A 23883-nucleotide genomic window follows, 5' to 3' on the forward strand; every position below is an offset into this window, starting at 1 on the left:
ACAAGAAATCATGAAAAAAACGAGCTATATCTATCATTCCATGTTATTTGGATCCTTAATCTTAGGATCATGTTCATCCAGTTTTTTGGATGTCGAACCGATGACAAGCGTTTTGGAAAGCAATTTTTATAAAACCGTAGCCGATGCTGACATGGCTCTGGTCGGCTGTTATGATGGTTATCAACGGACGACCTCCAATGGGAGCCAGTCTTTCTATCTGACAGCAGAGGTGGCCGCCGACAATTGTTTTGGCGGAACAGGTACAACAGACGGTCGCGCATTTCAGGCAATAGACCGTTTTGATATTGCGCAGTCCCAATCGGACAATAATATCTTTGATGGTACCTGGTCTGATTACTACGCGGGAATTTTTCGCTGCAACACACTATTGGGAAAATTGGACGGTACTGATTTTTCAGGCAACACAACAGCGCGGGCACGTATCGAAGGGGAAACGAAATTCCTGCGGGCCACCATGTACTTTGATCTCGTCCGTCTATTCGAAAACATCCCTTTGCTAACGAGCCCGACCAATGAGAATATTCCACAGTCGGACCCCAAAGCGATTTATCAACTGATTGTTTCAGACCTTAAATTTGCTGCTGCCAATATCCCAGCAACCGCTTACCCGAAGTCAGCTGCGGCAACCAATGATGGTCGGGCAACTCCATTTGCTGCCAAAGCGCTACTGGCCCGTGTTTATCTATTTTATGCAGGCTATTATGGCAGTGAAGATATCGGTGTCTCCAAGACAGAAGCCCTGGCGGGACTGGAAGAAGTTATCAGCAGCGGCCAGTTTGCGCTGGTGGCAGATTTCAAAAATCTATGGCCGGCAGCGAGTTATATCCCCAATGCAAGCAATAATACGCTAGATATTTCCAAATATGCCGGTAAGGGAAATGCTGAGGTTGTATTTGCACAGAAATTCAACAATACATCGAACTATAACGGTTATGTTGATGGCAACCGCTGGGTCGTCTTTCTGGGCTTGCGCGGTAAAAATTGGTCGCCTTATGGCCAAGGATGGGGGGCATGTACGGTAAGCAAAAAGTTCTTCAATGAGTTTGACAACAAGGATACGCGCAAAACTGCCTCAATTATTGATATCGATGGCGAGAATATCACGGGATTTGACCTGAAAGACCAGCGTGAGTATACAGGTTACACCATCAAAAAATACGCCCCCACGGCATTGCCGGACGGCACCACCAATACTGGAGGGGATAAGGATATGCAACTGTCCCAAGACCAGGATTACTTTGTCATCCGCTACGCTGATGTCTTGCTTATGGCGGCAGAACTCGGTTCCGCAAACGCACAGAAATACTTTGACGAGGTAAGGAAAAGAGCGTATAAGACCAATTTTGTGCCGCTAGCAGTTTCAAAAAACAATATTCTGAAGGAAAGAAAATTTGAATTTGCGTTTGAAGGTATCCGCTATTGGGATGTATTGCGGCAGGGGCTGAATAACGCCGCCGCTACACTGGAAACAACCGAAGATGTGCTCAGTGGATCTGTGCCGGAGAAGGTCACTGTGACTAAAGAGCGTTTTTTGACAACGAAAGGATTTATGCAAATACCCAACAAGCAGATTACCTTATCCAATGGTGTACTGAAACAAAATGCTGGATGGAACTAAACACAGGTATACCAGGACTTACTATTGGTTGAATTATAACTAGACAAACATGAAAAAGATATTCACATATGCCATCTGCTTTTTTGCGGCGATGGTATTCTTTGGAGCTTGTTCTCCCGAGAATTATACACTGGGAGACATCGATGTCACTTCGGCGCAGTTGGAGAAGGGAAAGGCCTTTACCGTTGAACATGACGCCAGTAATCCCAATATTGTGTATTTAACCAGCTTGATGGATTCAAAATACACCCCATTGTGGGATCATCCCCAAGGACGGAGTCAGGAGAAAAAGGTAACCCTGAAAATGCCTTTTCCCGGTGAGTACACGGTAAAATTTGGTGTCGAGACGCGTGGTGGTATCGTCTACGGTGAGCCAGTGACATTTAAAATCGACCAGATGTATGCCGAGTTTATCAGTGACGAGACCTGGACCTTATTGACGGGCGGGGCAGGGGAAGAGAAAACATGGTACCTCGATCTGGATGCTGAGGGCATATCCCGTTACTTTAAAGGTCCAATGTATTTTTACGGCACCGGTGACTGGTGGGGAAGCATCAATAAAACAGCCGCGCCTTTAAACAGCGATAGCTGGAGCTGGGAACCCGATTGGAAAAGCAATAGCTGGCTTATGCCTGCCGGAGATTATGGAAGTATGACTTTTGATCTGAAAGGCGGTGCAAACATCAACGTGAATCATGCTATGCTGGGGAAAGTTCAGAAGGGGACTTTTAATATCGATACCGAAAAGAAAACCATCCGTATGACAGGGGCTTCCCCTTTACATGGAAAGCCGCAAGATGGGATCGTTGTCGACTGGGGTGATGTACGAATTATGTCACTGACCGAGAATACGATGCAACTGGCGGTATTGCGGGATGCGGTGCTTTCGAACGACGGAGCAGCTATGCTGACCTTTAATTTTATCAGCAAGGCCTACAAGCAGAGTTTGACCGGAGATGCCAAAGATAACAATGAGACCCCATAAATGTATGCTGAAGCAATTAGTTGATACTGGGTATAGCCGAATAATGATCCTGCTCTTCCTGTTATTGGCGACCGCGGGCTCCTTAAGTGGACAGTCCAGAAAGGTTATTGATTTTAATGGGGGCTGGTGGTTTAAACGGGACAGCAGCCAGCAATATAGCAATGGACGAAAAGGAGAGGGCTGGCGTAAGCTCGATCTATACATGACTGGAGTATCGAAATGCCATTGAGAGAAAACATCCCCGCAGGTAGCGGGGCTGCTTACCTCGATGGTGGCGTAGGATGGTATCAAAAAACGTTTAAGCTGGCTCAGGCTGAGCGAGGGCAACGGATATTTATTGCATTCGAAGGTGTATACGAAAACAGTGAAGTCTGGATCAATGAGCATTTCTTGGGAAAAAGACCCAATGGTTATATCGGATTCGAATATGAGCTTTCCCCTTATTTATACTGGGATGGTAAATAGCAACAACGACCATGTAAAAAATGTGAATGTAATCAAAAACTATTAACGCACTGTCCGCATCAATCATACTTTCAGTGCGTTAAATTACATCATGTGATTTAGTTATATCGCAATTTTCCCTCCAGTTATTGCTAATGTGGCACCTGCTATGTAACTGCTATCTTCGGAAGCCAAAAAAACATATGCTGGGGCAATCTCTGCTGGTTGTGCTGGTCGTTTAATTGGGGTTTCCTTGCCAAAATTTTCTGGTTCAGGCATAGTCGAAGGTATTAACGGCGTCCATACGGGTCCGGGAGCTACAGCATTTACGCGAATACCTTTATCCTGTTGTAGAAGCATTTGCGCGAGATTCGCTGTAAAATTTTGTATAGCCCCCTTAGTTGCCGCATAGTCTAAAAGAACCGCACTTGGATGATACGAGTTAACAGACGCTGTATTTATGATTGAGCTTCCAGGTTGCATATGAGGGACTGCTGCTTTTGATAGATAGAACATACTTCTTATATTCGTTTCGAAAGTACGATTCCATTCCTCTGCCTTCAACGCTTCGAGTGTCTTATGCGCCATCTGGTAAGCAGCGTTGTTGACTAAGATATCTATGCCTCCAAGTTCAGATAACGCGCAGTCTATTAGCTGGTTACAATAGTTTTCGTCACGAAGATCTCCTTTGGATAAAATAACTTTACGACCTGCCTCTTTTACGAGGCGAGCAGTTTCTTTTGCATCTTCATCTTCGATATCATAGCCATAGCTGATTATCAAATCTGCACCTTCGCGCGCATAAGCGATCGCAATGGCTCGGCCAATACCTGAATCTGCGCCTGTAATAACAGCTTTCGCACCGTTAAGCTTACCACTGCCAACATAAGTTTTTTCACCATGATCAGCTTGTGGTTTCATAGCAGTTTCCGTTCCAGGAACCTGCTGTTTTTGTTTTGGGAAAGGTGGTGTAGGATATTTTGTGTGTGGATCTTTAAACTGTGACATATTTTTTATTTTTTTGTTGTATAGTTGTTGTTTTGTGAACAATTCTTATAATGAAATCGTTCATAAAAACTATATTATAATGCACCTACGTCGCTAGTAAGATCTTTTAGGGGGTGCAAGAATGTAATGCGAAAAAGAATGGAGGATTTATCTTATTTATTGCCTTTGCATCACTCTATCAATATTCACCTTAATGTTATCTAGATCAAAAGGTTTTGCTATAAAGCCATCCGCTCCATTATCATTGGCTATGGTTGCGCCATCAACGCTAGCGGAAAGCACTATAACAGGCAAATGCTTTATTTTATCGTTTTCACGAATTATTTTTAACGCTTGATCGCCAGACAACAAAGGCATCCAAAGGTCGAGTAGAAGCAAATCTGGTGTATGCATTTCTATCTGCTCAATCAATAGGGTGCTATTGGCGACAGGTAAGACAACGTAACCTTCCAATTCTAAAAATAGCTCGAGAACTTCAAGTATTCCCTCGTCATCGTCACAAATCATTATTCGTTTAGCTTCCATGTACTTTTTGTTTTGCATAATAGATAATGTAGAAATAAAATTAGCGCCCTCATCGGCCTCACTTTCCATCCATAAAGGCAATTTTAATTCTTAGGAGAGACGCAAATCATATGCCTTTAATACCGTCGAACGTATAAATCACCGGTAATTCAAGTACTTTAACTCTAAGAGTCTTGTTAGGAAACTTTTTTAAATGGATTTAACTCAATGAAATCTAAAACATAGATAAATATTTAATTTAGGGCAGTGGTTTCATTTCAATTAACTCCTTTTGTGTGCATTGGAATACAATATATTGCTGTTGATGCGGTAATAAATAGATCAGTCCTCTCTTTTCCTCCGAAACACACGTTCGATGTCCAAGGTTCATTTATCTCAATATGTCCGATCAATACACCTTTCGGACTATAGATAGAAACACCTTTTCCAGTGAGGTAAATATTTCCCTCGTTGTCTAGGGTAAGTCCATCAGAGCCCTGCTCTATGACCGCTGTCTGCCCACTTAATTTACCCTCAGCATCAATCCTATACCGATACGTTTTATTTCGTTCAATGTCTGCTACATACAAATATCTTCCATCAGCCGAACCAACTATTCCGTTGGGCTTAGTTAGGTCATCAGCCACCACAATTGGCTTCGTTCCTTTTCCGAAAGGAAGGTAGTATACTTTTTGCCCCGCTATCTCTGGTTTCTTTCTATCCCAATAATCACGTTGATAATAGGGATCTGTAAAATAAATACCTCCTTTTTTATCCACCCACAGGTCATTTGGGCCATTCAATTTTCTTCCATCGACATCTGATAGCAGGACCGTAATGTTGCCATCCATGCTTATTGACCAAATTTCGTTTTTCTCATCCGAACATGACAGTAGTTGATTCAGATGATTAAAATACAGTCCATTTGCACGGCCTGAAGAATCTTTAAACAACGAAAGATGACCGTTTGTGCTGTATTTCCAGATTTTGTTATTTGGTTGGTCAGTAAAATAAATATTCCCATCTCGATCCACGGCGGGACCTTCTGTAAATTTAAAATCCCGAGATATTAATTTCAAGCTGTCTTGAATAAATAGCTGGGCTTTTATGTCTATCCCTCCTAACATAAAGAGGATGAATAAGAACGTGTGATAGGACCTGCAATAACTAACTGAATGTTCCATAATGAAGTTTATTATTTCAAATTATTATTATCAATTATAGTTCCACCATTAAAGTAAGCGCCATGTTGATATACTTGTTAAAGAAATTATATCTTAATGTGGTCGAATGATCAGGTATAATGTTAAATAATCAGATACAATATAGCCTTTATTTTTTTATGGGAAAAGTTTCTCTTTAGCAGCGATATAAAAATCGTGTGTGAGTAAAATAACGACTTTTATTTATATGGTTAAATATAACTATTGACTTAAGTATAACATCTGTGGTAACTTTGGGAATTGTATAGATGTTCAATCTACTAATTCAATTATTAAGATTCAAAAATTACTAGTGCCAAATATGACTATTCCATTTAGTATTGTTTTGTTAAGTTTTTTTATAATGATTTATCATACGCCTTTTACAAACGTAGGAGAGCGGCAGGTTACTTATACTGATTATTCCCGAGGGCGAACTTTGAGATCCCAAATTTGGTATCCAACAGCGGATACAAATATTAAAGATACGCAACTACCATTTGTTTTACCACCTACAGTAAAAGATGCAAAATTTATACAAAAGAAATATCCATTGGTTGTACTTTCTCATGGTACAGGAGGAAATCGATATAGCTTATCATGGTTGGCAATTGAATTAGCAAAAAATGGATATTTTGTGATAGCTCCGGATCATTGGGGAAATACCATCGATAATAAAATTCCTGAGAACTTCGTGCGTTATTGGGATAGGCCGCTGGATATGAGCTTTCTAGTTTCATCATTGCTTAAAGATCCTGTTTATCATAGTTACATAGACAGTAATAAGATAGCGGGAATCGGATTTTCGTTGGGAGGCTACACCACTTTAGCACTTGCTGGCGTTAAAATTGATTGTGATAAACTCAAGATAAAAGCATCTATAGTGAAAAATCGCCAACAATTTGTTGTTCCCGAGCTGGGTGATCTTCAAGAACTCATACAAAAAATTCCATGCAACCAAGTGCCAGGAAATTTAAGAGATAGTCGATTTAAAGTCAACATAGCTTTATCACCAGCTTTGGGACTGGGGCTTTCGGAAGAAAAACAAAGCAAAAAATCTTCGGTTTTAATCATTGGAGCTGCAGATGATTCCATTGCTCCGCTGGCATCGAATGCGCTTAAATATAGTCAGGTTATGAAAGGCTCAAAATATAGCGTACTGCCAGTCAAAACGGGGCATTATGTTTTTTTAAACGAAGGAAAATCCTATTTAGTTAACGAAGAACCGACTTTTTATTGCGATCACGAGACTATTAACAGAAGATCGGTGCATCGTCAAGTGGCTGCAGAAATAAAACGTTTCCTTTGCGAACATCTGCAGTAATTGACCGCCGATTTTTCAATATGTGGCTCCAATAGCTACCAGCTTCATCACCTCTCAACGGGATGGCCTACTACGCTCTCAAATAGTTGAAAAGTGACATGGTTGTAAGTCAATTAGTCAAAAAATAAATTTATTAGTTTCTGTATTAATAAGTTAATTGATACAGGATTGTTACAAATAGAGATTTTTCTTAATTTTGGTATTTTAGTATTTATAATTCATTCAATTTATGCTTTTCATTTATACGCGTTACGAGTACGTTCTAGGGAGTAAAAATATTTTAGCTACATTAAAAAATGAGACAATACCGCAAAATTTTAATCTTAATATCATCACACCAGCAACCAAATTTTTAGGATTCCCAATTGGTGGAGGTTTGGTAAAGATGTCGCGCTTAGTGGATCAAAACGGACAGGTCATCCACGCTCGAAATTATTCACCCGAAATAAAAGAGGAAGTTAAGAAATTTAAAAAGACACTTAAAATCCCCTATATTAAACTATGGAAAGGGTATTTGATGATAGCCTCAATAGCGATTGCCGGCTCTATCATTTACGGTATAAAACTAAATTTGGATGGTAAAAAATACAGTAATGAAAAGGGTAAGCTCGTGAAGTCGGCTCGACAATTACAAGTGGGACAGCTGTATGGAGCAAGTTTTTTTACTGATGCTGAAGGAAATAATATCGAAGGTTTGCCAGGCGGTTGGGTTAAAATTCTAAAGATAGAAGGAGATACAATTTTTGTTCAACGGTCAAAAAAAATGACAGATCGTGCGATGTTTGAAATGGAAGATTTGGAATCAATCAAACCAACAACCGATGAAGATTGGAATAACCATATCGAGAGAATGGATTATCCACTATTCAAAGAAGCTGCCCTTAATAAAGATTTATCAAGAATAGATCTTTCATATATTGGTGCGGACCATGATAAATATTCTGGCGTCATTATGTCTTTCAAGGGCGTTGAGTAGTTACTTTTATTAAACTAATCATATAGAAAATGGGAGAGAAGTTTACCAACTTTGACGGAGGGGAAAATGAAAATAAGCAGGAAACACAGCGTACTGTATCATTTCAAAAAAGCGGTCCATTTTTTATTATTTTGCCTTTTTTAATCCCCTTATTTTTTATCGGAAAAACTTTCGGTTGGTGGCAAAAGGAATTTGTCGCGAGAGGATATATTATTGGAATTGAATCAAATGGTAAAATCTATGAGCTGGGCAATGGTGGTGTATTTGCGTTCAGTAAACGTTTCGTTAGCGATAAGAAAGTGTTTTTAAAGGCTGGATCAGGTACAGTATGTTTTATTTCTGCACTAGCGGAGCAACACTACCAACTCAATCCAGAAAAACCGAACAATCCATTTTTTCAGGGGAGCGTCACCTTTATTAATTACGATAAATCGAAAATTTTCTGTCGGGAGGAGAGAAAATACGTTGACGCTAGTTCATACTATACGGTAAATAGTGCTTTTGATCGGGATGGCCAACTTTTGTTGGCCTACAGTACCGACGACAAAGCTCCAAAATCCTTAAGGAAGCCCCAATTTATAAAAACTATCATTAATCAAGGCATGTCTCGCCGCTCGGGGGGAAGTGTAAGTGATGTGAAAGATCCTTATATTGATGTCTCAGCGATCTTTGAACAATATTTTCATAAAAAGTTGAATTATTCGGTTGACGAGGAAAAGAAAATTATACGTCTAATTTTATAGTTGTCGATAAAGATCTTATCCGTGGAATATGTAAAAAAACTAAACTTAATTTTTTTTATAGTCTCTGTAGTTATGAAAGAGCGTCCACCGTTCTTGGATGTCAAGTTAATATACACGTTCTTAAACGGTTTTAAAATTGTTACGTCATGATTAGTCCACCTTTATATATTTCTTGAGTACATCAAAAAGTTCAGCCTGTCGTATAGGTTTGGCATGAAGGTCATTCATTCCGTATTCAATGCATCTTTCTCTTTCTTCCGGTACACTGCCAGCAGTTAGGCCTATGATAGGTACATCTTGATAACCCGGCAACATTCTAATATATCGTGTCGCATCAATACCACTCATTGTTGGCATCTGTACATCAATAATAATAACAACGAACTGCTTCTTGTTACATTCTTCCAATGCCTGCATACCATTGACAGCTTCTGTTAGTTGCACAGTAGGAGCAAAGTCCCTGATTAACTTATTATTTAGGGCCATATTCACAGGATTGTCATCAACCAATAATACTTCCGATGGTAGAACAAATAACGGTGGTTGTCCTCCTACTTGGTTCACTATGTTTTCTGCTGCAGTATTTTTATTAATGTTTTTAAGTATTTGGTATAATTCATTGGACTTTATAGGCTTCATCAATAGATACATATTTTCAGTATTTTTACGCGATGTATATTTTTCCAGTTCCTCGGAAGAAGCAGCGAGTAGTATAAATGGGGTAGTCTCTTTGTGCCGATTTAATAATCCTTTTATTTTATCGATTGTTTCCAATCCCGACATTATAGGCATATGATGATCCATTAGGATCACGTCAAACCGTTCACCTTTTAACATGATATCTAACGCTTCCATTCCATTAGAAGCCAAGGAGGACTTGATATCTTTATAGGCAAGCATGTGTTCTAGAATGATTCTGTTGGATTCATTATCATCGACAATTAGAGCCGTTTTGATAGATATCTCATCCTCAACTTTCCATTCGGGAATTTCATAGGGGACCTTGATATCGAAGAAAAATACTGAACCGCTTCCCATTTGGCTGATTAGGGATAAATGACTTCCCATATATCCCAAAATATTGTTCGAGATGGTTAGCCCGAGCCCCGTGCCTCCATATCTTTTGCTAATAGAACTGTTTTCTTGGGTAAAAGCATCAAAAATATATTTCTGTTTCTCAGCAGGATTCCAATCCCTGTATCTCTTACTGAAAAGCGTAAAGTGATCATGTTATCGTCTATGTCTAACTTCTCAACCTTTAATTCAATCTCTCCCTGTTCTGTAAATTTAACGGAATTACCCAAAAGGTTGATTAAGATTTGCTTTAACCTTGCTTCATCAAAGGATAACATTTTTGGTAATTCTGGTTCAACATTCAGCAAGAGTTCGATGTTTTTTTTGTGCGATTGATAAAGAATAACATTTATAACTTGGCTTAGCATATCATAAATATTGCTTTTTTCGATTGAGAGCTCCATTTTTCCGGATTCTATTTTGGAAAAATCCAATATATCATTGATAATTCCAAGCAGGTTTTCACCGGACTCATTGATATAATTCAGATATTGCTTCTGTGTTTCATTCAGTGGTGTTCTCAAGAGGAGGTCGGAAAAACCAATAACCCCATTCAAAGGCGTACGAATTTCATGACTCATGTTGGCTAAAAATTCGGATTTTGCCTTGCTGGCAAGATCTGCGGCTTCTTTCGCATTTTTTAGCTCATCATTAATTTTTACTGCATTAGTAATATTTTGTATGGAAATAATGATACCGCCTACATCGTCGTTTGTAAGATACCAAGGCCCCACTTTAAGGTCATAATGCTGAATTTCTTCCTTTCCTTTCACCTTTAATTTAAAGTCTCCATGATTGTAAGTTTGTCCCAACAATGCATTCCTGTAGATTTCTGTTCTTTCTCCTGGAATATCCGGAGATGTGCTGAAGAGATTTTTGCCGATAAGATTCACATCATGAACATCAAATTCCTCTTTCCATTTGCTACTTACAGCAACATAGTTAAAGACTTTGTCGAACATCGCTAAAGGAATAGGGACATCAGTGGCGAAAGATTGCATCATAGCCTCTTTGCGCGTAATTTCCAGCAACATTTTTTTAACGGTATCAATGTCCTGAATAATTCCATAAACTCTGTTGCAGATTTCATCTTTAAATTCAGGAATACCTTTTACTCTCACCCAGATTGTAATGCCGTCATTACGCAAAAGCTGAAGCTCTTCATCAAAAGAAATTCCTTGTTGTACAGCCCTGTCAAAGAGCGATTTTATTCGTTTTTCATTTTCTCCTTCATAAAATCCAAGAGCATTTTCAAAGGTTGGTTGGAAATTGCTTTTGATTTTGTGAATTTCCCTCGTGCTCTGAGACCAGAAGAGCTTACCAGTTTTCATATTAGCCTCCCAGCCGCCAACTTGTGCTACCGCACTTGTTTCCTCCAGCATTTCCTTGGTACGAAAAAGATCCTTTTCGAGCTTATCTCTGCGTAAAATGTCGGATTTTAATAGTAAGCTGATATCCCCGATTGCCTGTCTCAGCATCTAAGAGTATGTTTAGAAGATCTTTTATCAGACTTATAGATTCCTTACTTTTTAAGAAGCTTTCTCTATTCTCCATCTGGTTTCGAATGCTGATATAGGATGCTACTGAACTTGCAATCAGCAGTAGCAATGAGAGCACTATACCTATCTGAAGATTTCTAATAATTTTTTTCGGCATTGTATGGTTGTTTACAGTCAAGATACTAAAAAAGTGGAACATTATAGATTTAAGTACACACGTACTTTAAACTATCAAATTTGCACAGCTATTAATAATAATCTCTAATAAAAAAACTCTCTAATAAAAAAACTGTAAACTAAGTTGCGGTTGTTATATTCATATCATTAAAAGCCATCGAGGCCGTATATTCCAAATATTTTGTCCTATCAAATCTATCCATATTGTGTAATGGGCCTATAAATGTACTTTGAATGGAAGACACGCCACAATATTTCAATATGCCTTTTTCCAATTGAACGAGCCCACAAGAATGATAAATTTCTTCATAAGTATCCAGAGATAAATCGCCTGATGTGGTAATAATTCTTGCTGTCTTTGAACGTAGCAGCCCCGTAATAATCCCATTTTTAGCACTTTTAAAGGCTAGTCCAGGTAGAAATAAACGGTCGATAAAGCCTTTCATAATTGCAGGCATACCCACCCACCACAGCGGATGTATCCAAACCTGGTGTTGGCTCCATTGTATATCTTCCAATGCTTTTACCAAATCTGGTTCAAGATCCATCCTTTGTCGATAGCCAAACTGGAGATTGGGGTTAAAATTTAATGCTCCTATGGCTACATAGCGTATATCAGCCCCATTTGCTAATGAAGATTTAATGTATGACTGTGCTAACGCTTCGTTGAAGCTTTCGTTATCGGGATGTCCGTTGATGACTACTATTTTTTTCATTTCTTTTGATTTAAATGCTGTTGGATAACTTGACTGGCTGCTTGTAAAATGGCTTAACGTTTTATAAAGTGACTACTATTTTTCCAACTGTACGGCCTGTTTCGATGTGTAGATGTGCCTTTGCCATCTCGTCGAAATTGTACACATGAGAAATATGAGGTTTCAAGATACCTCTTTCTAATAGTGACGCAATTCGCTGCATATCAATACCGCTAGAATAAACGGACATGAAGTAGCAGGCATGTAACTGCTTTTGTTGCGCTTTAAGCTCGTCGTCTTTTGTGTGACCAGACGGTAATGCCACTATAGTTCCAAACGGCTTGAGTACACTTACGGACTTTTGGAAGTTATCGCCCCCAATGGCTTCTAGTACAAAATCTATGTCATATAGTACATCTTCAAAATGTGTCGTTTCATAATTTATGTGTTTATCTGCACCCAAGCTGAGGACAAAATCTCGATTGGAATTAGATGATGTTGCAACCACATAAGCACCAATATGTTTTGCAATCTGTATAGCAAAATGTCCTACGCCACCCGAAGCTCCGTGAATAAGAACCTTATCTTTCGGTCTCAATTTTCCATAACTGTCAAACGCCTGCCATGCTGTTAAGGCCGATAGGGTACTGGCCGCGGCTTCGATATGGCTAATGCTATGCGGCTTCAAAGCAAGATGCTCCGCCGGAGCAGAGACGTATTCGGCGTACGCTTTGCCGTGACCAACAAAATTGACCATCCCGAAAACTTCATCACCAATTTTAAATTGGTGAACCTGATCCCCGGTTTCTATCACTTCTCCAGAAACATCCCACCCCAAAATCAATGGATCATGATGCGCTAAATCTTCTGCTAAAGGTGCTTGCTTGCTACGGACTTTAGCATCAACAGGATTAACACTGATGGCCCTCACCTTTATCAAAACTTCATATGCTTTAACAGTTGGTCTTTCAATATTCTTGTAAACAAGACCAGTGGTATTTCCGAACTTTTCCAATACTATTGCTTTCATTTTCTTACTATTTATTAGGCAAATATAGACCGATAAGCATTCCTAAAACAGGTACATTTAAAGTATTTATTGGTATTTTTGCAGTATGCCCAAGGAAAATATTTATCAATCAGTACAAGTTTTTTATGAAAAGGTGGACAACTGTCCATTGCGTGACAGAGAATTTAATTTTTTTGAATTGGTTTATGTTATTTCGGGATGTGGAGTTCACGTTGTCAATGGAAACAAGATCACTTACCGTACGGGTGATATGTTTCTTCTTGCTCCGCATGATCGACACGAGTTTGATTTAGAAATCACTTGTGAGTTTATGGTTATACGTTTTGGGGAAAGCTATATAAAAGAATATCAATGGAAAAGCATGGACCATATGGAATGTATATTGTATTATGCTTCGCATTTATCTGGGTCAGTCCTTATTAATAGAGAAGATCAGCAAATGGTTTCATCTCTTATGCAAAATTTACGACAGGCCATATCCTATGAATTTATGTACAATGAGGACCTTATCCGTCATTTGGTCAACGCTATAATTGTCATAGCAGGAAGAAATATTGCTATAATGAAGCCTAGTGGCATCACTGTAAGATCAGACGGTCGAATATTGCAGATACTGGATTACATACAGGAGTATATTCGAGAACCTGAATTACTGAAAGTTACAGTAATTGCGGATAAGTTCGGTATATCACCCACCTACCTCGGTACTTATTTTCGAAAGCAATGCAACGAAACCATCCAAAGCTATATATCCTCCTATCGTATTCGCTTGATAGCGCATCGATTGCGCTTTAGTAACAAAAGAGTTCATGAACTAGCCGACGAATTTGGTTTTGCAGATGAAAGCCATATCAATAAGTTTTTCAAACGGCACAAAGGGGTTAGTTTAAAAGTTTTTCGCGACACTGCGCATTTAAACGTTTCTGAAGACGCTTAACAGGCTTAAATTCTCCTTATCATTAGATATTCTATATTTTCCAGTAAATACGGTAATGGGATACCCGAGTAAATTGAGCTTGAAATTACGCCTGAGCTATTCACAAAATTTAATTACCATTTTCAAGTCAGGGCATTATCACTTTATAACATTACTAAGCTATAATTTAACTTAATTATTTTCTATTAAAAACCATTTGATTAATGTGGTTGTTTTGTTCATGTATTTTAAATTTCTCTAGCACGTTACGGTCTTATGCATAACCAAAGATACCCTAAAAATGGGAACAATCTCCACTTCAAAATTGATCAAAATTATAAGCTAATAGCGGATATGATTAAAGACGAGGTCTTTCGAGTGCTTCTTAAAGCTAAATTGATCTGTTATGCAGAAATGGCCATATTAACTTTATTTGATAATAATCGAAATTTTGTTGCTACTTACTTCCACGATGTGGAAGGAAACGCAAGTGTAGACAAAGTGCTTTTGGAATATGTGTTTGATAGTAATATCAAGTCGACACATTCAGCGCTCAAGGATGAACAATGTTTTTTGCGCAATTCAGTAATTTTCCGAAAATATAACATAGCCTACTATTCTGAAACAGCATTAGTAAATGCAGATGGAAATACAGTTGGTTTCTTAAGCGTTATGGATAGCAATGTGAAAGATATTAACGATAATCAACGCGCTCTTTTATCTTTATTATGCCTCGAGGTGCTTGAAATGATCTACCATAGTAATGAGCGTATTAATCTAAGCAGTGAATTGGAATATGTAAAATCTACGATCGACATGACAAGTAAAGTGGCAAGGGTAGGTGGTTGGGAGTATGATCTAGTAGAGCATTCAATCAATTGGTCTGAAATGACTAAAACTATCCACGGTGTTTGCATGGACTATAAGCCCACTGTTGAGTCGGCGGTAGAATTTTACAAGGATCCAAAACATCAAATGAGAATTGTTCAAGCTATGAATGATGCGATATCCAATGGAGTGCCTTGGGATCTTGAACTGGAAATTGAAACAGCTCAGGGCAGGGGATTATGGGTTAGAGTGCTTGGAAATGCGGCTTTCGAAAATGGAAAATGTATTCGCCTTTATGGGACTTTCCAGGATGTTGATAAGCGGAAACAATCTGAGGTAGATTCCATCAAGTCCAAAAAATTGCTTGAAGATGTATTAAACGCAACGACTGCAGTTGGCATTATAGCAACTGATTCAGAAGGATTGATAACGCTTTTTAATCGCGGAGCTGAAGATCTATTAGGGTATACCAGTAAAGAAGTCGTCGGAAAAGTTAGGCCGACATTATTTCATAGTAGCGATGAAATAAAAGATCGAGCGCATGAATTGGAAACTGAACTGGGTTATCCTGTTAGCGAAATTAGCGTATTTGTCGAAAATGCAGAACGTTTTGGATCAGAGCAGCAAGAATGGATATATGTAAAAAAGGATATGACACAAATTTATGTATCTGTTGTTGTTACTGCAATCCAAGATATTTCGGACGAGATCATAGGTTATTTATATATAGCCACAGATATTACTAAGATTGTTCTGCAGCGAGAAGAATTAAAAAAAGCAAAAAAACTTGCTGATCAGGGGAGTGAAGCAAAGTCCGAATTTTTAGCTAATATGAGTCATGAAATTCGGACACCTTTAAACGCAATTTTAGGTTTTACGGATTTAATGAGCCGTACAAAACTCGATGACGTGCAAAGAGAGTATCTTTCTATCGTCGATCAATCTGCTAATATTCTTTTGGAAGTTGTAAATGATATACTTGACTTTTCTAAAATTGAAGCTGGAAAATTAGAACTTTCCGTTGAGAAAAGTGATTTATATGAAATGCTCGCTCAATTAAGGAGTTTGATTGATCCTCAACTAAAAAACAAAAAGTTAAGTTTTAAGCTAAGCCTATCTGAATCGTTACCGCATTACATTTGGGTTGATGCTCTTCGATTGAAACAAGTGCTTATGAATCTGCTGAGTAATGCATTAAAATTTACTGAGCGGGGGAAGATTGAGCTTGGTGCCGATGTACTGTTTTCCGACAGCAGTACCACAACTCTACGCTTCAGTGTAACTGATACCGGAATTGGCATTAAGCCAGATAAGCAGGCAAAAATATTTGAAGCATTTTCGCAGGAAGATGCTTCAATAAGCAAAACTTTTGGAGGGACTGGCCTTGGACTTAGTATTTCTAATCAGTTGCTAAAACTGATGAATAGTCAACTACAATTAGAAAGTGTATATGGCGAAGGAAGTAACTTTTATTTTGAAATAGCATTAAAATCCCTAGACGGTGAAGTCTATGAGTGGAAACTTTTGGAATCATTACATATGTTACTTGTCGCTCGGGATGATGCCGATAGAGCGAATACAGCATTGATATTAAATATGAAGAAAGTAAACGTATCGTTAGCTGATAACGGATTCGAAGTTCTTCAATTATTAGCCAAAGGGCATCGATATGATATGATTATTATTGACCAAGACTTACCAGTGATGAACGGTATTGATACAATAAGAAAAATTAGAGAAAAATTAATCTATAGTGAGACTGAACAGCCGATTGTTCTAATGGTGTCTACATTAGAGAGCAATACGCCCGTAGATAATAACGGTGATGTTACTTCGTTTATCAATAAACCTATTAAGATCGATCAGCTGTACTCAGTGTTGGTTGACGTGTTAAAGCAGCATGTTAAATCATCAAAACTCGATGATAAAGAAACTGATTTTCTTGAGTCAAAACATAAAATCTTAATTGTTGAAGACAATAACTTTAATATGTTACTTACCCATACGATTGTACGCAATGTTCTTCCAAATGCTGAAATTATTGAAGCTGCGGACGGTTTGAAAGGATATGAATTATTTAAGGAACATGCTCCTGATTTGGTATTTATGGACATACAGATGCCTAAGATGAATGGTTATGAATTAACTAAATTAATCAGAAAAAATGAAGCAAAGGAAATGCATACGCCCATCATAGCACTGACTGCAAGTAATATTAAAGGTGAAAAAGAAAGATGCATATCGTATGGCATGGACGATTTTGCGGTGAAACCTTTTGTAAAGAATACATTATTGGATCTTCTACGGAGATGGTTGCCAAGATATTAGAAAAGACCCATCAAATCAGTCAACAATTGTAATCGAGGTAAAGAATTTTCTAGAATACTGAAGTTCGTATTCGAAAAGCGGGCTGTTAAAAAAAATTATTCCGCCCAGTAATTAGAGCTAATTCTGGGCGGAAAGGATTGAAAAGGGAATGGATGATATGACGGATCTTTTATTCTAAATTTGTCAATGGAACAAGCCTAAAGTTTGCTAGGTACATCTGGAAGTTCTTTACAGCTTGCGGTGTATGGCCATCTTCGTTGACATCGTAATTCGTATATCCCACCAGCGATTCAAAGCCATTTGTTTGCAAAGATGTTGAATAGTCTTTTAGCGAGCTCATAGCTAATGTTGGAAAATCGCTAAACTTGAGCGTAATAGTTTTCCACCCATTTTCAAATTTAAACGGGTTTAGTTCTAGACCTCCTGTAATTACTTTTTTCCATTCCCAAGGAGTGATATTATAGAGGTAGGCATAGTTTACACCACTTCTATTTTTATTCATTTTAAATGGAATGGCGCCTGATACCCACGGTGACGGCATATAGAGGTCAAATTGTATGGCGAGATTTTCAATCGAGGTATTTCCTTTTATATCGCCATTTTTTTCAATCAATGTATTGAAAGCTTTGTAGGCGTAAAACTTAAAGAAGTTACCGCTTATACCATTGTTTGCCGCTACGGGTATATCGACTTTTGTCGCTGGTATAGCGATTACGTATTCTGGGTTTTGGGGAAGGCCTGTGAGTGCTGTTATTTCCACTGGATTTGAGTAGATTCTGATCCCATTACTTCCTCCGGCAATCATAGCTTCCTCTGTGAAAGTTCGTAGAAACATGCCATTTTGAAAAAACATGTAAGGGGCAGAAGAATAGCGCTCATTATCGATGTCAATCGTAAGACGACCATATTTTTGTCTATCTATGTTAGCCGGAACAATCACTTGTAAGATGGAGTCATTGGCAGATTTTATAATGCCTTTTGTCGAATCAGGGAAAGTGATCGCATTCGATTCTTTCAGGTTTTTGCCGTATACTTCAATGAGATCTCCAGCATAGGGCATTGTATAGGACACTCCAGTGATAGATGGTATTTTATCGGGGTCCCGAAAAATAAATCCATCAAAGCTTGCTTGACCTGCTGAGGTCACCAGCTTGATAGTATTCAAAAGAGTTGGGTCTTTTACGTCACTCCCTGTCGGTACGGTCTCTGGTACGTTAATAATAATGTCTGTGTCAGTCACGTAAATAGGTATAAATGGGACCTGCATTCCGTTAAAATATACGCGTTGCAGCCCGTTAAAGCCGTTGCCGTGAATACGAATCCAGTTGTTGAAAAAAATAGAAGATATCTGGGAGCTCTCTGTATTTCGGCTGTGTGACCAGACACCCGCAATCTGAATGTTGCTGCTAGATACATCCTTTTTGCAAGAAAAAAAGCTATAACATATCAATGCTAAAATGAATATATATATAATTCTTAAATTTTTCATGTCAAATTATTTAAAGTCATAATTTATTGGAGCTGAGGTCAGTTCAGGATCAGTTGTTACATCAGCAGAAGGATAGGGCAAACACCAAATATTGGATGTTGCACCCACTGCGTGGACGTAAGATCCTGCGGGCAGATTGTGTACCACTGACTGAGGCTTATACCCACTTTGCGCGCGGGGCGAGTTTGTCCAGCCTTTACCAGAAGGGTAGAGTAGAGGATCATACGTGTAAGCCCAAGCAGCATAATTAGTAAATGGAGTATCAGCATCACTATCTTTCAGCTTGTTATTAAGGAGGTTAAGGATCCAGTCCATGTCGTAAAAAGATCTCCTTTTAAGGTCAGTCCAGTAGATTGTTTCATAAAAAAACTCGAGTCGCCTTTCCATAAATAATTTATCCCGGGTAACCGTCGTTGCAGCCACGTAGTTTTGTGTATTTTTGCTGAATGCCCTTTCCCGAACTTTATTGAAATAAGCTAACGCAAGTGGATCAGCGGTCTGTAGCTGTTTTCCTAGGGCGGCTTCAGCATACATGAGATAAATTTCCGACATCCGTAGCATGGGCGATACTAATCCTGTATTGCCCTGAACGGCGGCACCATCGGTGTCTTTACTGCTTCCGACGACAAATTTTTTTAGATTGACCTTCGTTTTTCCACTAGGCACAGTCCAGCTTCCCGCGCTTAAGTGTGTTCCTATGTAATTGTAATTTTGTCCAGGTATTGCTACACTTCCACGCATTCTGGCTAACGCACCATCATCAACGAAAGACTTTAGCATGTCGTAAGAGGCGAATATCGCCCCACCCCCGTTCAAGTTTCCTGTTAACTCTCTGTTGTAAGCTAGATCGTTTAAGGGGCTTGTGTATCCCCATTCTGTAATACCCGGTATAAATTGAATTCCAAACAATGTTTCTGAATTATTATTGTTCTGCGTTCGCCATAATTGTTCAAAATCGGATAACATAGAGTAGTAGCCGCCTTCAATTACTTGTTGACAAAGTTTTTTTACTTGCTCGAAGTAATTATCGGCCAATCCGCTGTTACTGCCACCATTATTCCTGCTTATATATTCAGCTGAGAAATGATTGCCCATGGCGTAATTTGCAGCCATGAGGTACAACCGCGCCAGCATACCGCGTGCGCTATCTTTGGTGACCCGACCTTTTGTATCGGTATCTTTAAGATGTTCGGCCGCAAATAGTAGATCATTAATGGCATATTGTACCACATCTTCAAAGCGATGTGGCGGCGTCAGCGGATTTAACGTATGGCTTCTAGGGTCGTCTATAATAGGTACGTCGTGCCATAGATTGGCAAGATACCAATACGCGGTTGCACGCATAAATCGGGCTTCAGCTTCACATGCTTTTGCTTCCGCTTCGTTTATACCATTTGCGATCGCTGTCTTTACATAATCATTGATAATATAATCCGCTTGCGTAATGACAAGATATAATGATGCCCAAGAGTTTGCGATGTTATTGTAATTGGCAACTTCGGAGAACAAAGCGGTGGTAATCAGTTCGCCGGTGACGCCATCAACATATAGATTTCCCGCTCTGGCTTCGGTGATTTCCCGTAGTGAGGTGTTGGTGGTGTACCATGGACGACAGTACAAAAATGCTGTGGCACCACGGAGGTCAGCGATATTTTTAAACGATTCATTAGCTTGTTTCTGTGTTTCTGATGTTACATCGAGGTATTTTTCGCAGCTGGAAAAGCCTAATAAAGCGGCACAGGCCAAAGAGATATAATAAAATGCTTTTTTCATGATCAAATTGATTAAAAAGTAATATCTAAACCCAATGTGTACGTCCGTGGTGAAGGGACAAATCCACCGTCTACGCCGTAGCGAAGCATACTTTGACCCGAGCTTGAGCCTACCTCGGGAGTGTAGCCTTTATATTTCGTGAAGATGAACACATTCTGTAGATTGGAATATACCCGAATAGTATTGATATTATATTTTGATAAGAATTTTGTAGGAAAACGATAACCCAATGCAATATTCTGTACCCTTAAGAAAGTTCCATCTTCTACAAAGCGATCGCTAAAGATACTATTTTGAGCGTCTCTGACCGATAATCTTCCCAACTCAGGGTCTGAGCCAGGTAGCACATAAGCGTTCCAAACGTTCGTATTTTCTGCATTGCCATCGTAGTAACCAATTTGAGCATAATTGGCTACCTCTTTTCGAACATTGCTGTACGTTCTGGGATTGTCCAGAGATGTTCGAAGAATATTAAAGATCTTATGGCCGAAGGATCCGTTTAGAAATAGCGTAAAATCAAAGTTTTTGTAATTAAATGTATTGTTCAGACCAAAAGTGAATTTGGGCAATGGGCTTCCGATCAATGCCATGTCGGCATCATTGATGATCCCGTCCTGATTTAGATCTGCATAAAGGATGTCGCCAACATAGGTGGAGGTTGCTAAACCTTCATTATTCACAATATCTCCAATTCTATTCTTAAAGGTTGCTGTGACTACCGTACTGGTTCCGTTACCGTTGTCTTTTAAATAGTCTGCAGCAGAATTAATTCGGCCAATCTGCTTATATCCATAAAATTGCGAAATAGGCTGACCCTGCATCGTTTGTGTGATGATATTTGTTCCGTTAGAATAATCAATTTGCTGAATCGTTGCTGTACTGGTATTCATCCGCGTCACCTTATTTCTATTGAGGGTAAATACGAGTCCACTTCGCCAATTAAAATCAGGTTTTTTGACGTTATGTGTATTGAGAGAAAACTCAATTCCTTTATTTTGAATTGCACCAATATTATAATAAGGAGGGGCTGCCGAGCCAGGGGTATTCCCACGTGTCCCGGTAAATGAGGGCAACGACAGCCGCAAAAGAAGGTCGTCTGTGATTTTATTGTAAGCATCAAAAACTAGTTCGACACGGCGTTTTAAAAAGCTTAGATCTAAACCTATATTCCATGATTTTGTTGTTTCCCATGTTATATACTCGTTCGGAATATTTGAAGTCGAATATCCGACGCCCCAGTTGTTTGTGAGGGCATTGGCCAAAATGGCTTGGTAAGCAAATGCGTCAACATTGGCATTCCCAACAGCTCCATAGCTTACTCTAAATTTGAAGTCATCAATTGTATTTTTCAAAGGAGCGAAGAACCGCTCCTGGGAGACCCGCCACGCCAGCGCTGCCGAAGGGAAATTTCCCCATCTATGGCCTCTGGAAAAGTTATGCGATCCATCACGGCGAAATGTCGCGGTAAAAAGATATCTGTCATCATAATTATACGTACCTCTTGCAAGGAAAGAAACCCTTTTGGTTTCGTTTGAGTTCCCGGCATTCGAATCATATTCCGCGTCGCCAGCGTCTAAACCTGGCAGTTCACTTGAACCGTATTGCCGCTCACCCATTAAAAATTCATAACGTGTGGCAATGACTTCATTTCCGAGCATGAATGTTGTCTTATGCTTTGTGCCGAAATCTTTGTTAAAATTTAGAAGATTTTTCAGCGACCAGAACGTATTAAAGGATTTTTCATGTCGCGTTTCAGCGTTGGATTTAATCGAAGCCCCGAATGTATAAGCCGGCAAAAACTGCTGATAATTATTTGTATTACCTTCTCCGGTGAGTTCGGATCTAAAATTCATCCATGTCGTCGGTTTAAATTCCAGGTAGAAATTACCTCTTCCTCCGAATTGGGTCCGATTACGTTGGTTGAGCTGCGCAATCGCCAATGGGTTTGCAAAGCCTAGATTATTGGCATCATACTCCGACGAGGGTCCTCCAAATGTACCATCGGCGTTGCGGACAGGTATTGATGGTGTTTGAAGCAAGGAGCTTCCTACAACGCTCCATGCTGAAACAGCAGTAGCCTGCTTAGTATAATTTGCATTCAGTACAGCGCCCATCTTTAGCCAGGGGCGCAATTCGGTCTCTTGGTTTAGTCGGAAAGTGAACCTTTTAAAGCCTGCCCCGTATATGATGCCATCTTGATCAAGATAACCTGCAGATACTGCATAATTGGAGATCTTGGTGCCGCCTCTTACAGCAACATCATACGTTTGTAGTTTGCCCACCCGATAGAGCTCATCTTGCCAATTTGTTCCTTCACCTAAATACTCAGGGTGTGCAAAGTCAGTCCGATATCCATAGCCAAGTACATTGGAAAACGCGTTGTGGTGTACGGCATACTCGCTGAGATTCATCATTTTTATCTTTTTTGGGAGCTCTTCAAGACCATATTTTGCATTGAAACTGATAATCGGGCGCGCATTTTTACCCTTTTTCATAGTAATTATAATGACACCATTTGCACCCTGAGCACCATAAATTGCGGAAGCAGATGCATCTTTAAGCACCTCGATACTTTCAATGTCATTCGGATTTATCCCTGCCAGAGCATTCACGTCGTTATTACCAGTTTGTCCACTCATAATGACTCCATCCACAACGTAAATAGGCTCATTGGTACTGTTGATTGAGTTAATTCCCCGAATTTGAACAGAGCTTCCGCCCCCCGGAAGACCAGAATTGGACGACATTTGTAACCCCGCTATTCGCCCCTGAAATACTTGATCTATCGTAGTGGGTACAGATTGCTGTATACTCTCTGCCGTAATTGACGAAACAGCACCTGTAAGGTCACTTTTTTTCATCGTACCATACCCGACGTTTACAATAACTTCGTCAATTTTCTTGGTGTCTTCTTGTAGGATAACGTCAATCGTTTTACGATTTGAAGTAGCTACTGTAATGGATTGATAACCTACGCTCGAAAAGTTGAGGTTTGCATTTTTTGGAGCCTTTATGGTATAAAAGCCATCATTGTTTGTTTTGGTTACGGTACTGGAATTCTCTATTCCCACCGTAACGCCAATCAACGGCTCACCGGACAAATTTTTTACTGAGCCTGTTATCTGTATACTTTGACTGAAAGCTTCTAGACAGCTGAACAAATACAGAATTATTAATAAATGGATTTTCATAATTTAAAGAGGTTAGTTTATTGTTCCAATTTTTCTCTTTTGAAAAAGACTATTGATT

18 protein-coding genes and 1 pseudogene are annotated in these 23883 nt (G+C 39.3%); 9 read left to right on the plus strand and 10 right to left on the minus strand.

Annotation, left to right across the window (positions count from 1 at the left end; all coding sequences use genetic code 11):
* Positions 1 to 10: 10 nt before the first annotated feature.
* Genes QE382_RS13380 through QE382_RS13395 form a run of 4 tightly spaced genes read left to right on the plus strand, consistent with a single transcriptional unit; the run spans position 11 to position 3089 of the window.
* Complete coding sequence (locus QE382_RS13380) at positions 11 to 1639, plus strand: RagB/SusD family nutrient uptake outer membrane protein (protein WP_307186331.1); 1629 nt, start codon at positions 11 to 13, stop codon at positions 1637 to 1639.
* A 49-nt stretch (positions 1640 to 1688) separates the two neighbouring features.
* On the plus strand, positions 1689 to 2624 hold the full coding sequence (locus QE382_RS13385) for a hypothetical protein (RefSeq protein ID WP_307186332.1): 936 nt from the start codon (positions 1689 to 1691) through the stop codon (positions 2622 to 2624).
* Positions 2625 to 2628: 4 nt separating this feature from the next.
* Positions 2629 to 2853: a hypothetical protein gene (locus QE382_RS13390; protein ID WP_307186333.1), complete on the plus strand. Its 225-nt coding sequence runs from the start codon at positions 2629 to 2631 to the stop codon at positions 2851 to 2853.
* Positions 2844 to 3089, plus strand: coding sequence for a sugar-binding domain-containing protein (locus QE382_RS13395; protein ID WP_307186334.1), 246 nt, complete (start codon positions 2844 to 2846; stop codon positions 3087 to 3089). The genes QE382_RS13390 and QE382_RS13395 overlap by 10 nt, the downstream gene beginning before the upstream one ends.
* Positions 3090 to 3191: 102 nt before the next feature.
* Here QE382_RS13395 and QE382_RS13400 read toward each other — a convergent pair whose 3' ends face one another.
* From QE382_RS13400 to QE382_RS13410, 3 genes are all read right to left on the minus strand, one after another.
* Entirely contained in the window at positions 3192 to 4076 is an 885-nt protein-coding gene (locus tag QE382_RS13400) for an SDR family oxidoreductase (RefSeq protein ID WP_307186335.1), read from the minus strand.
* Positions 4077 to 4232: 156 nt separating this feature from the next.
* Positions 4233 to 4670 (minus strand): response regulator, encoded by a 438-nt coding sequence (locus QE382_RS13405; protein WP_307186336.1) that lies wholly within the window; start codon positions 4668 to 4670, stop codon positions 4233 to 4235.
* A 188-nt stretch (positions 4671 to 4858) separates the two neighbouring features.
* Positions 4859 to 5659 (minus strand): SMP-30/gluconolactonase/LRE family protein, encoded by an 801-nt coding sequence (locus QE382_RS13410; RefSeq protein WP_307186337.1) that lies wholly within the window; start codon positions 5657 to 5659, stop codon positions 4859 to 4861.
* A 487-nt stretch (positions 5660 to 6146) separates the two neighbouring features.
* On the opposite strand from QE382_RS13410, the gene QE382_RS13415 reads away from it, so the two are divergent.
* The 3 genes from QE382_RS13415 to QE382_RS13425 all read left to right on the plus strand — a co-directional run bounded on the left by QE382_RS13415 (position 6147) and on the right by QE382_RS13425 (position 8825).
* Positions 6147 to 7106 carry an alpha/beta hydrolase family protein gene (locus QE382_RS13415; protein ID WP_307186338.1) on the plus strand — a complete coding sequence of 320 codons (960 nt, stop codon included), beginning with the start codon at positions 6147 to 6149 and terminating at the stop codon, positions 7104 to 7106.
* A 229-nt stretch (positions 7107 to 7335) separates the two neighbouring features.
* A complete protein-coding gene (locus QE382_RS13420; protein ID WP_307186339.1) occupies positions 7336 to 8082 on the plus strand; it encodes a hypothetical protein in 747 nt (248 codons plus the stop codon).
* Between the two features lie 29 nt (positions 8083 to 8111).
* Positions 8112 to 8825, plus strand: a complete 714-nt coding sequence (locus tag QE382_RS13425) for a hypothetical protein (protein WP_307186340.1) — start codon at positions 8112 to 8114, stop codon at positions 8823 to 8825.
* 150 nt (positions 8826 to 8975) lie between these two features.
* Here QE382_RS13425 and QE382_RS13430 read toward each other — a convergent pair whose 3' ends face one another.
* The 4 genes and pseudogenes from QE382_RS13430 to QE382_RS13445 form a co-directional block, all read right to left on the minus strand.
* Complete coding sequence (locus tag QE382_RS13430; protein ID WP_370877895.1) at positions 8976 to 9893, minus strand: response regulator; 918 nt, start codon at positions 9891 to 9893, stop codon at positions 8976 to 8978.
* Positions 9885 to 11377, minus strand: a pseudogene (locus QE382_RS13435) (histidine kinase dimerization/phospho-acceptor domain-containing protein); the annotation flags it as partial. The gene QE382_RS13430 and the pseudogene QE382_RS13435, both read right to left, overlap by 9 nt.
* Positions 11378 to 11694: 317 nt before the next feature.
* Positions 11695 to 12291, minus strand: a complete 597-nt coding sequence (locus tag QE382_RS13440; RefSeq protein WP_307186342.1) for an NAD(P)H-dependent oxidoreductase — start codon at positions 12289 to 12291, stop codon at positions 11695 to 11697.
* 61 nt (positions 12292 to 12352) lie between these two features.
* Positions 12353 to 13300: an NADP-dependent oxidoreductase gene (locus QE382_RS13445; RefSeq protein WP_307186343.1), complete on the minus strand. Its 948-nt coding sequence runs from the start codon at positions 13298 to 13300 to the stop codon at positions 12353 to 12355.
* 85 nt (positions 13301 to 13385) lie between these two features.
* On the opposite strand from QE382_RS13445, the gene QE382_RS13450 reads away from it, so the two are divergent.
* Both QE382_RS13450 and QE382_RS13455 read left to right on the plus strand, forming a co-directional pair.
* Entirely contained in the window at positions 13386 to 14237 is an 852-nt protein-coding gene (locus tag QE382_RS13450) for an AraC family transcriptional regulator (protein WP_307186344.1), read from the plus strand.
* A gap of 333 nt (positions 14238 to 14570) precedes the next feature.
* Positions 14571 to 17372: a PAS domain-containing hybrid sensor histidine kinase/response regulator gene (locus QE382_RS13455; RefSeq protein ID WP_307186345.1), complete on the plus strand. Its 2802-nt coding sequence runs from the start codon at positions 14571 to 14573 to the stop codon at positions 17370 to 17372.
* Between the two features lie 169 nt (positions 17373 to 17541).
* Here the strand turns inward: QE382_RS13455 and QE382_RS13460 are convergent, their stop codons facing one another.
* From QE382_RS13460 to QE382_RS13470, 3 genes are read right to left on the minus strand one after another with little or no spacing between them, the layout of a single operon-like run.
* Complete coding sequence (locus QE382_RS13460) at positions 17542 to 18861, minus strand: glycan-binding surface protein (RefSeq protein WP_307186346.1); 1320 nt, start codon at positions 18859 to 18861, stop codon at positions 17542 to 17544.
* Between the two features lie 6 nt (positions 18862 to 18867).
* Positions 18868 to 20634, minus strand: coding sequence for a RagB/SusD family nutrient uptake outer membrane protein (locus QE382_RS13465; RefSeq protein ID WP_307186347.1), 1767 nt, complete (start codon positions 20632 to 20634; stop codon positions 18868 to 18870).
* Positions 20635 to 20645: 11 nt separating this feature from the next.
* Positions 20646 to 23825: a SusC/RagA family TonB-linked outer membrane protein gene (locus QE382_RS13470; RefSeq protein ID WP_307186348.1), complete on the minus strand. Its 3180-nt coding sequence runs from the start codon at positions 23823 to 23825 to the stop codon at positions 20646 to 20648.
* Between the last annotated feature and the right edge of the window lie 58 nt (positions 23826 to 23883).

It is taken from the genome of Sphingobacterium zeae (assembly GCF_030818895.1).
Lineage (GTDB): Bacteria > Bacteroidota > Bacteroidia > Sphingobacteriales > Sphingobacteriaceae > Sphingobacterium > Sphingobacterium zeae.

What these genes read in the sequence shown, in the direction of transcription:
- QE382_RS13380 (WP_307186331.1), top strand. Translation starts at nt 11, where the DNA reads ATGAAAAAAACGAGCTATATCTATCATTCCATGTTATTTGGATCCTTA.
- QE382_RS13385 (WP_307186332.1), top strand. Translation starts at nt 1,689, where the DNA reads ATGAAAAAGATATTCACATATGCCATCTGCTTTTTTGCGGCGATGGTA.
- QE382_RS13390 (WP_307186333.1), top strand. Translation starts at nt 2,629, where the DNA reads ATGCTGAAGCAATTAGTTGATACTGGGTATAGCCGAATAATGATCCTG.
- QE382_RS13395 (WP_307186334.1), top strand. Translation starts at nt 2,844, where the DNA reads ATGCCATTGAGAGAAAACATCCCCGCAGGTAGCGGGGCTGCTTACCTC.
- QE382_RS13400 (WP_307186335.1), bottom strand. Translation starts at nt 4,076, where the DNA reads ATGTCACAGTTTAAAGATCCACACACAAAATATCCTACACCACCTTTC.
- QE382_RS13405 (WP_307186336.1), bottom strand. Translation starts at nt 4,670, where the DNA reads ATGGAAAGTGAGGCCGATGAGGGCGCTAATTTTATTTCTACATTATCT.
- QE382_RS13415 (WP_307186338.1), top strand. Translation starts at nt 6,147, where the DNA reads ATGATTTATCATACGCCTTTTACAAACGTAGGAGAGCGGCAGGTTACT.
- QE382_RS13420 (WP_307186339.1), top strand. Translation starts at nt 7,336, where the DNA reads ATGCTTTTCATTTATACGCGTTACGAGTACGTTCTAGGGAGTAAAAAT.
- QE382_RS13425 (WP_307186340.1), top strand. Translation starts at nt 8,112, where the DNA reads ATGGGAGAGAAGTTTACCAACTTTGACGGAGGGGAAAATGAAAATAAG.
- QE382_RS13430 (WP_370877895.1), bottom strand. Translation starts at nt 9,893, where the DNA reads ATGGGAAGTCATTTATCCCTAATCAGCCAAATGGGAAGCGGTTCAGTA.
- QE382_RS13440 (WP_307186342.1), bottom strand. Translation starts at nt 12,291, where the DNA reads ATGAAAAAAATAGTAGTCATCAACGGACATCCCGATAACGAAAGCTTC.
- QE382_RS13445 (WP_307186343.1), bottom strand. Translation starts at nt 13,300, where the DNA reads ATGAAAGCAATAGTATTGGAAAAGTTCGGAAATACCACTGGTCTTGTT.
- QE382_RS13450 (WP_307186344.1), top strand. Translation starts at nt 13,386, where the DNA reads ATGCCCAAGGAAAATATTTATCAATCAGTACAAGTTTTTTATGAAAAG.
- QE382_RS13455 (WP_307186345.1), top strand. Translation starts at nt 14,571, where the DNA reads ATGATTAAAGACGAGGTCTTTCGAGTGCTTCTTAAAGCTAAATTGATC.
- QE382_RS13460 (WP_307186346.1), bottom strand. Translation starts at nt 18,861, where the DNA reads ATGAAAAATTTAAGAATTATATATATATTCATTTTAGCATTGATATGT.
- QE382_RS13465 (WP_307186347.1), bottom strand. Translation starts at nt 20,634, where the DNA reads ATGAAAAAAGCATTTTATTATATCTCTTTGGCCTGTGCCGCTTTATTA.
- QE382_RS13470 (WP_307186348.1), bottom strand. Translation starts at nt 23,825, where the DNA reads ATGAAAATCCATTTATTAATAATTCTGTATTTGTTCAGCTGTCTAGAA.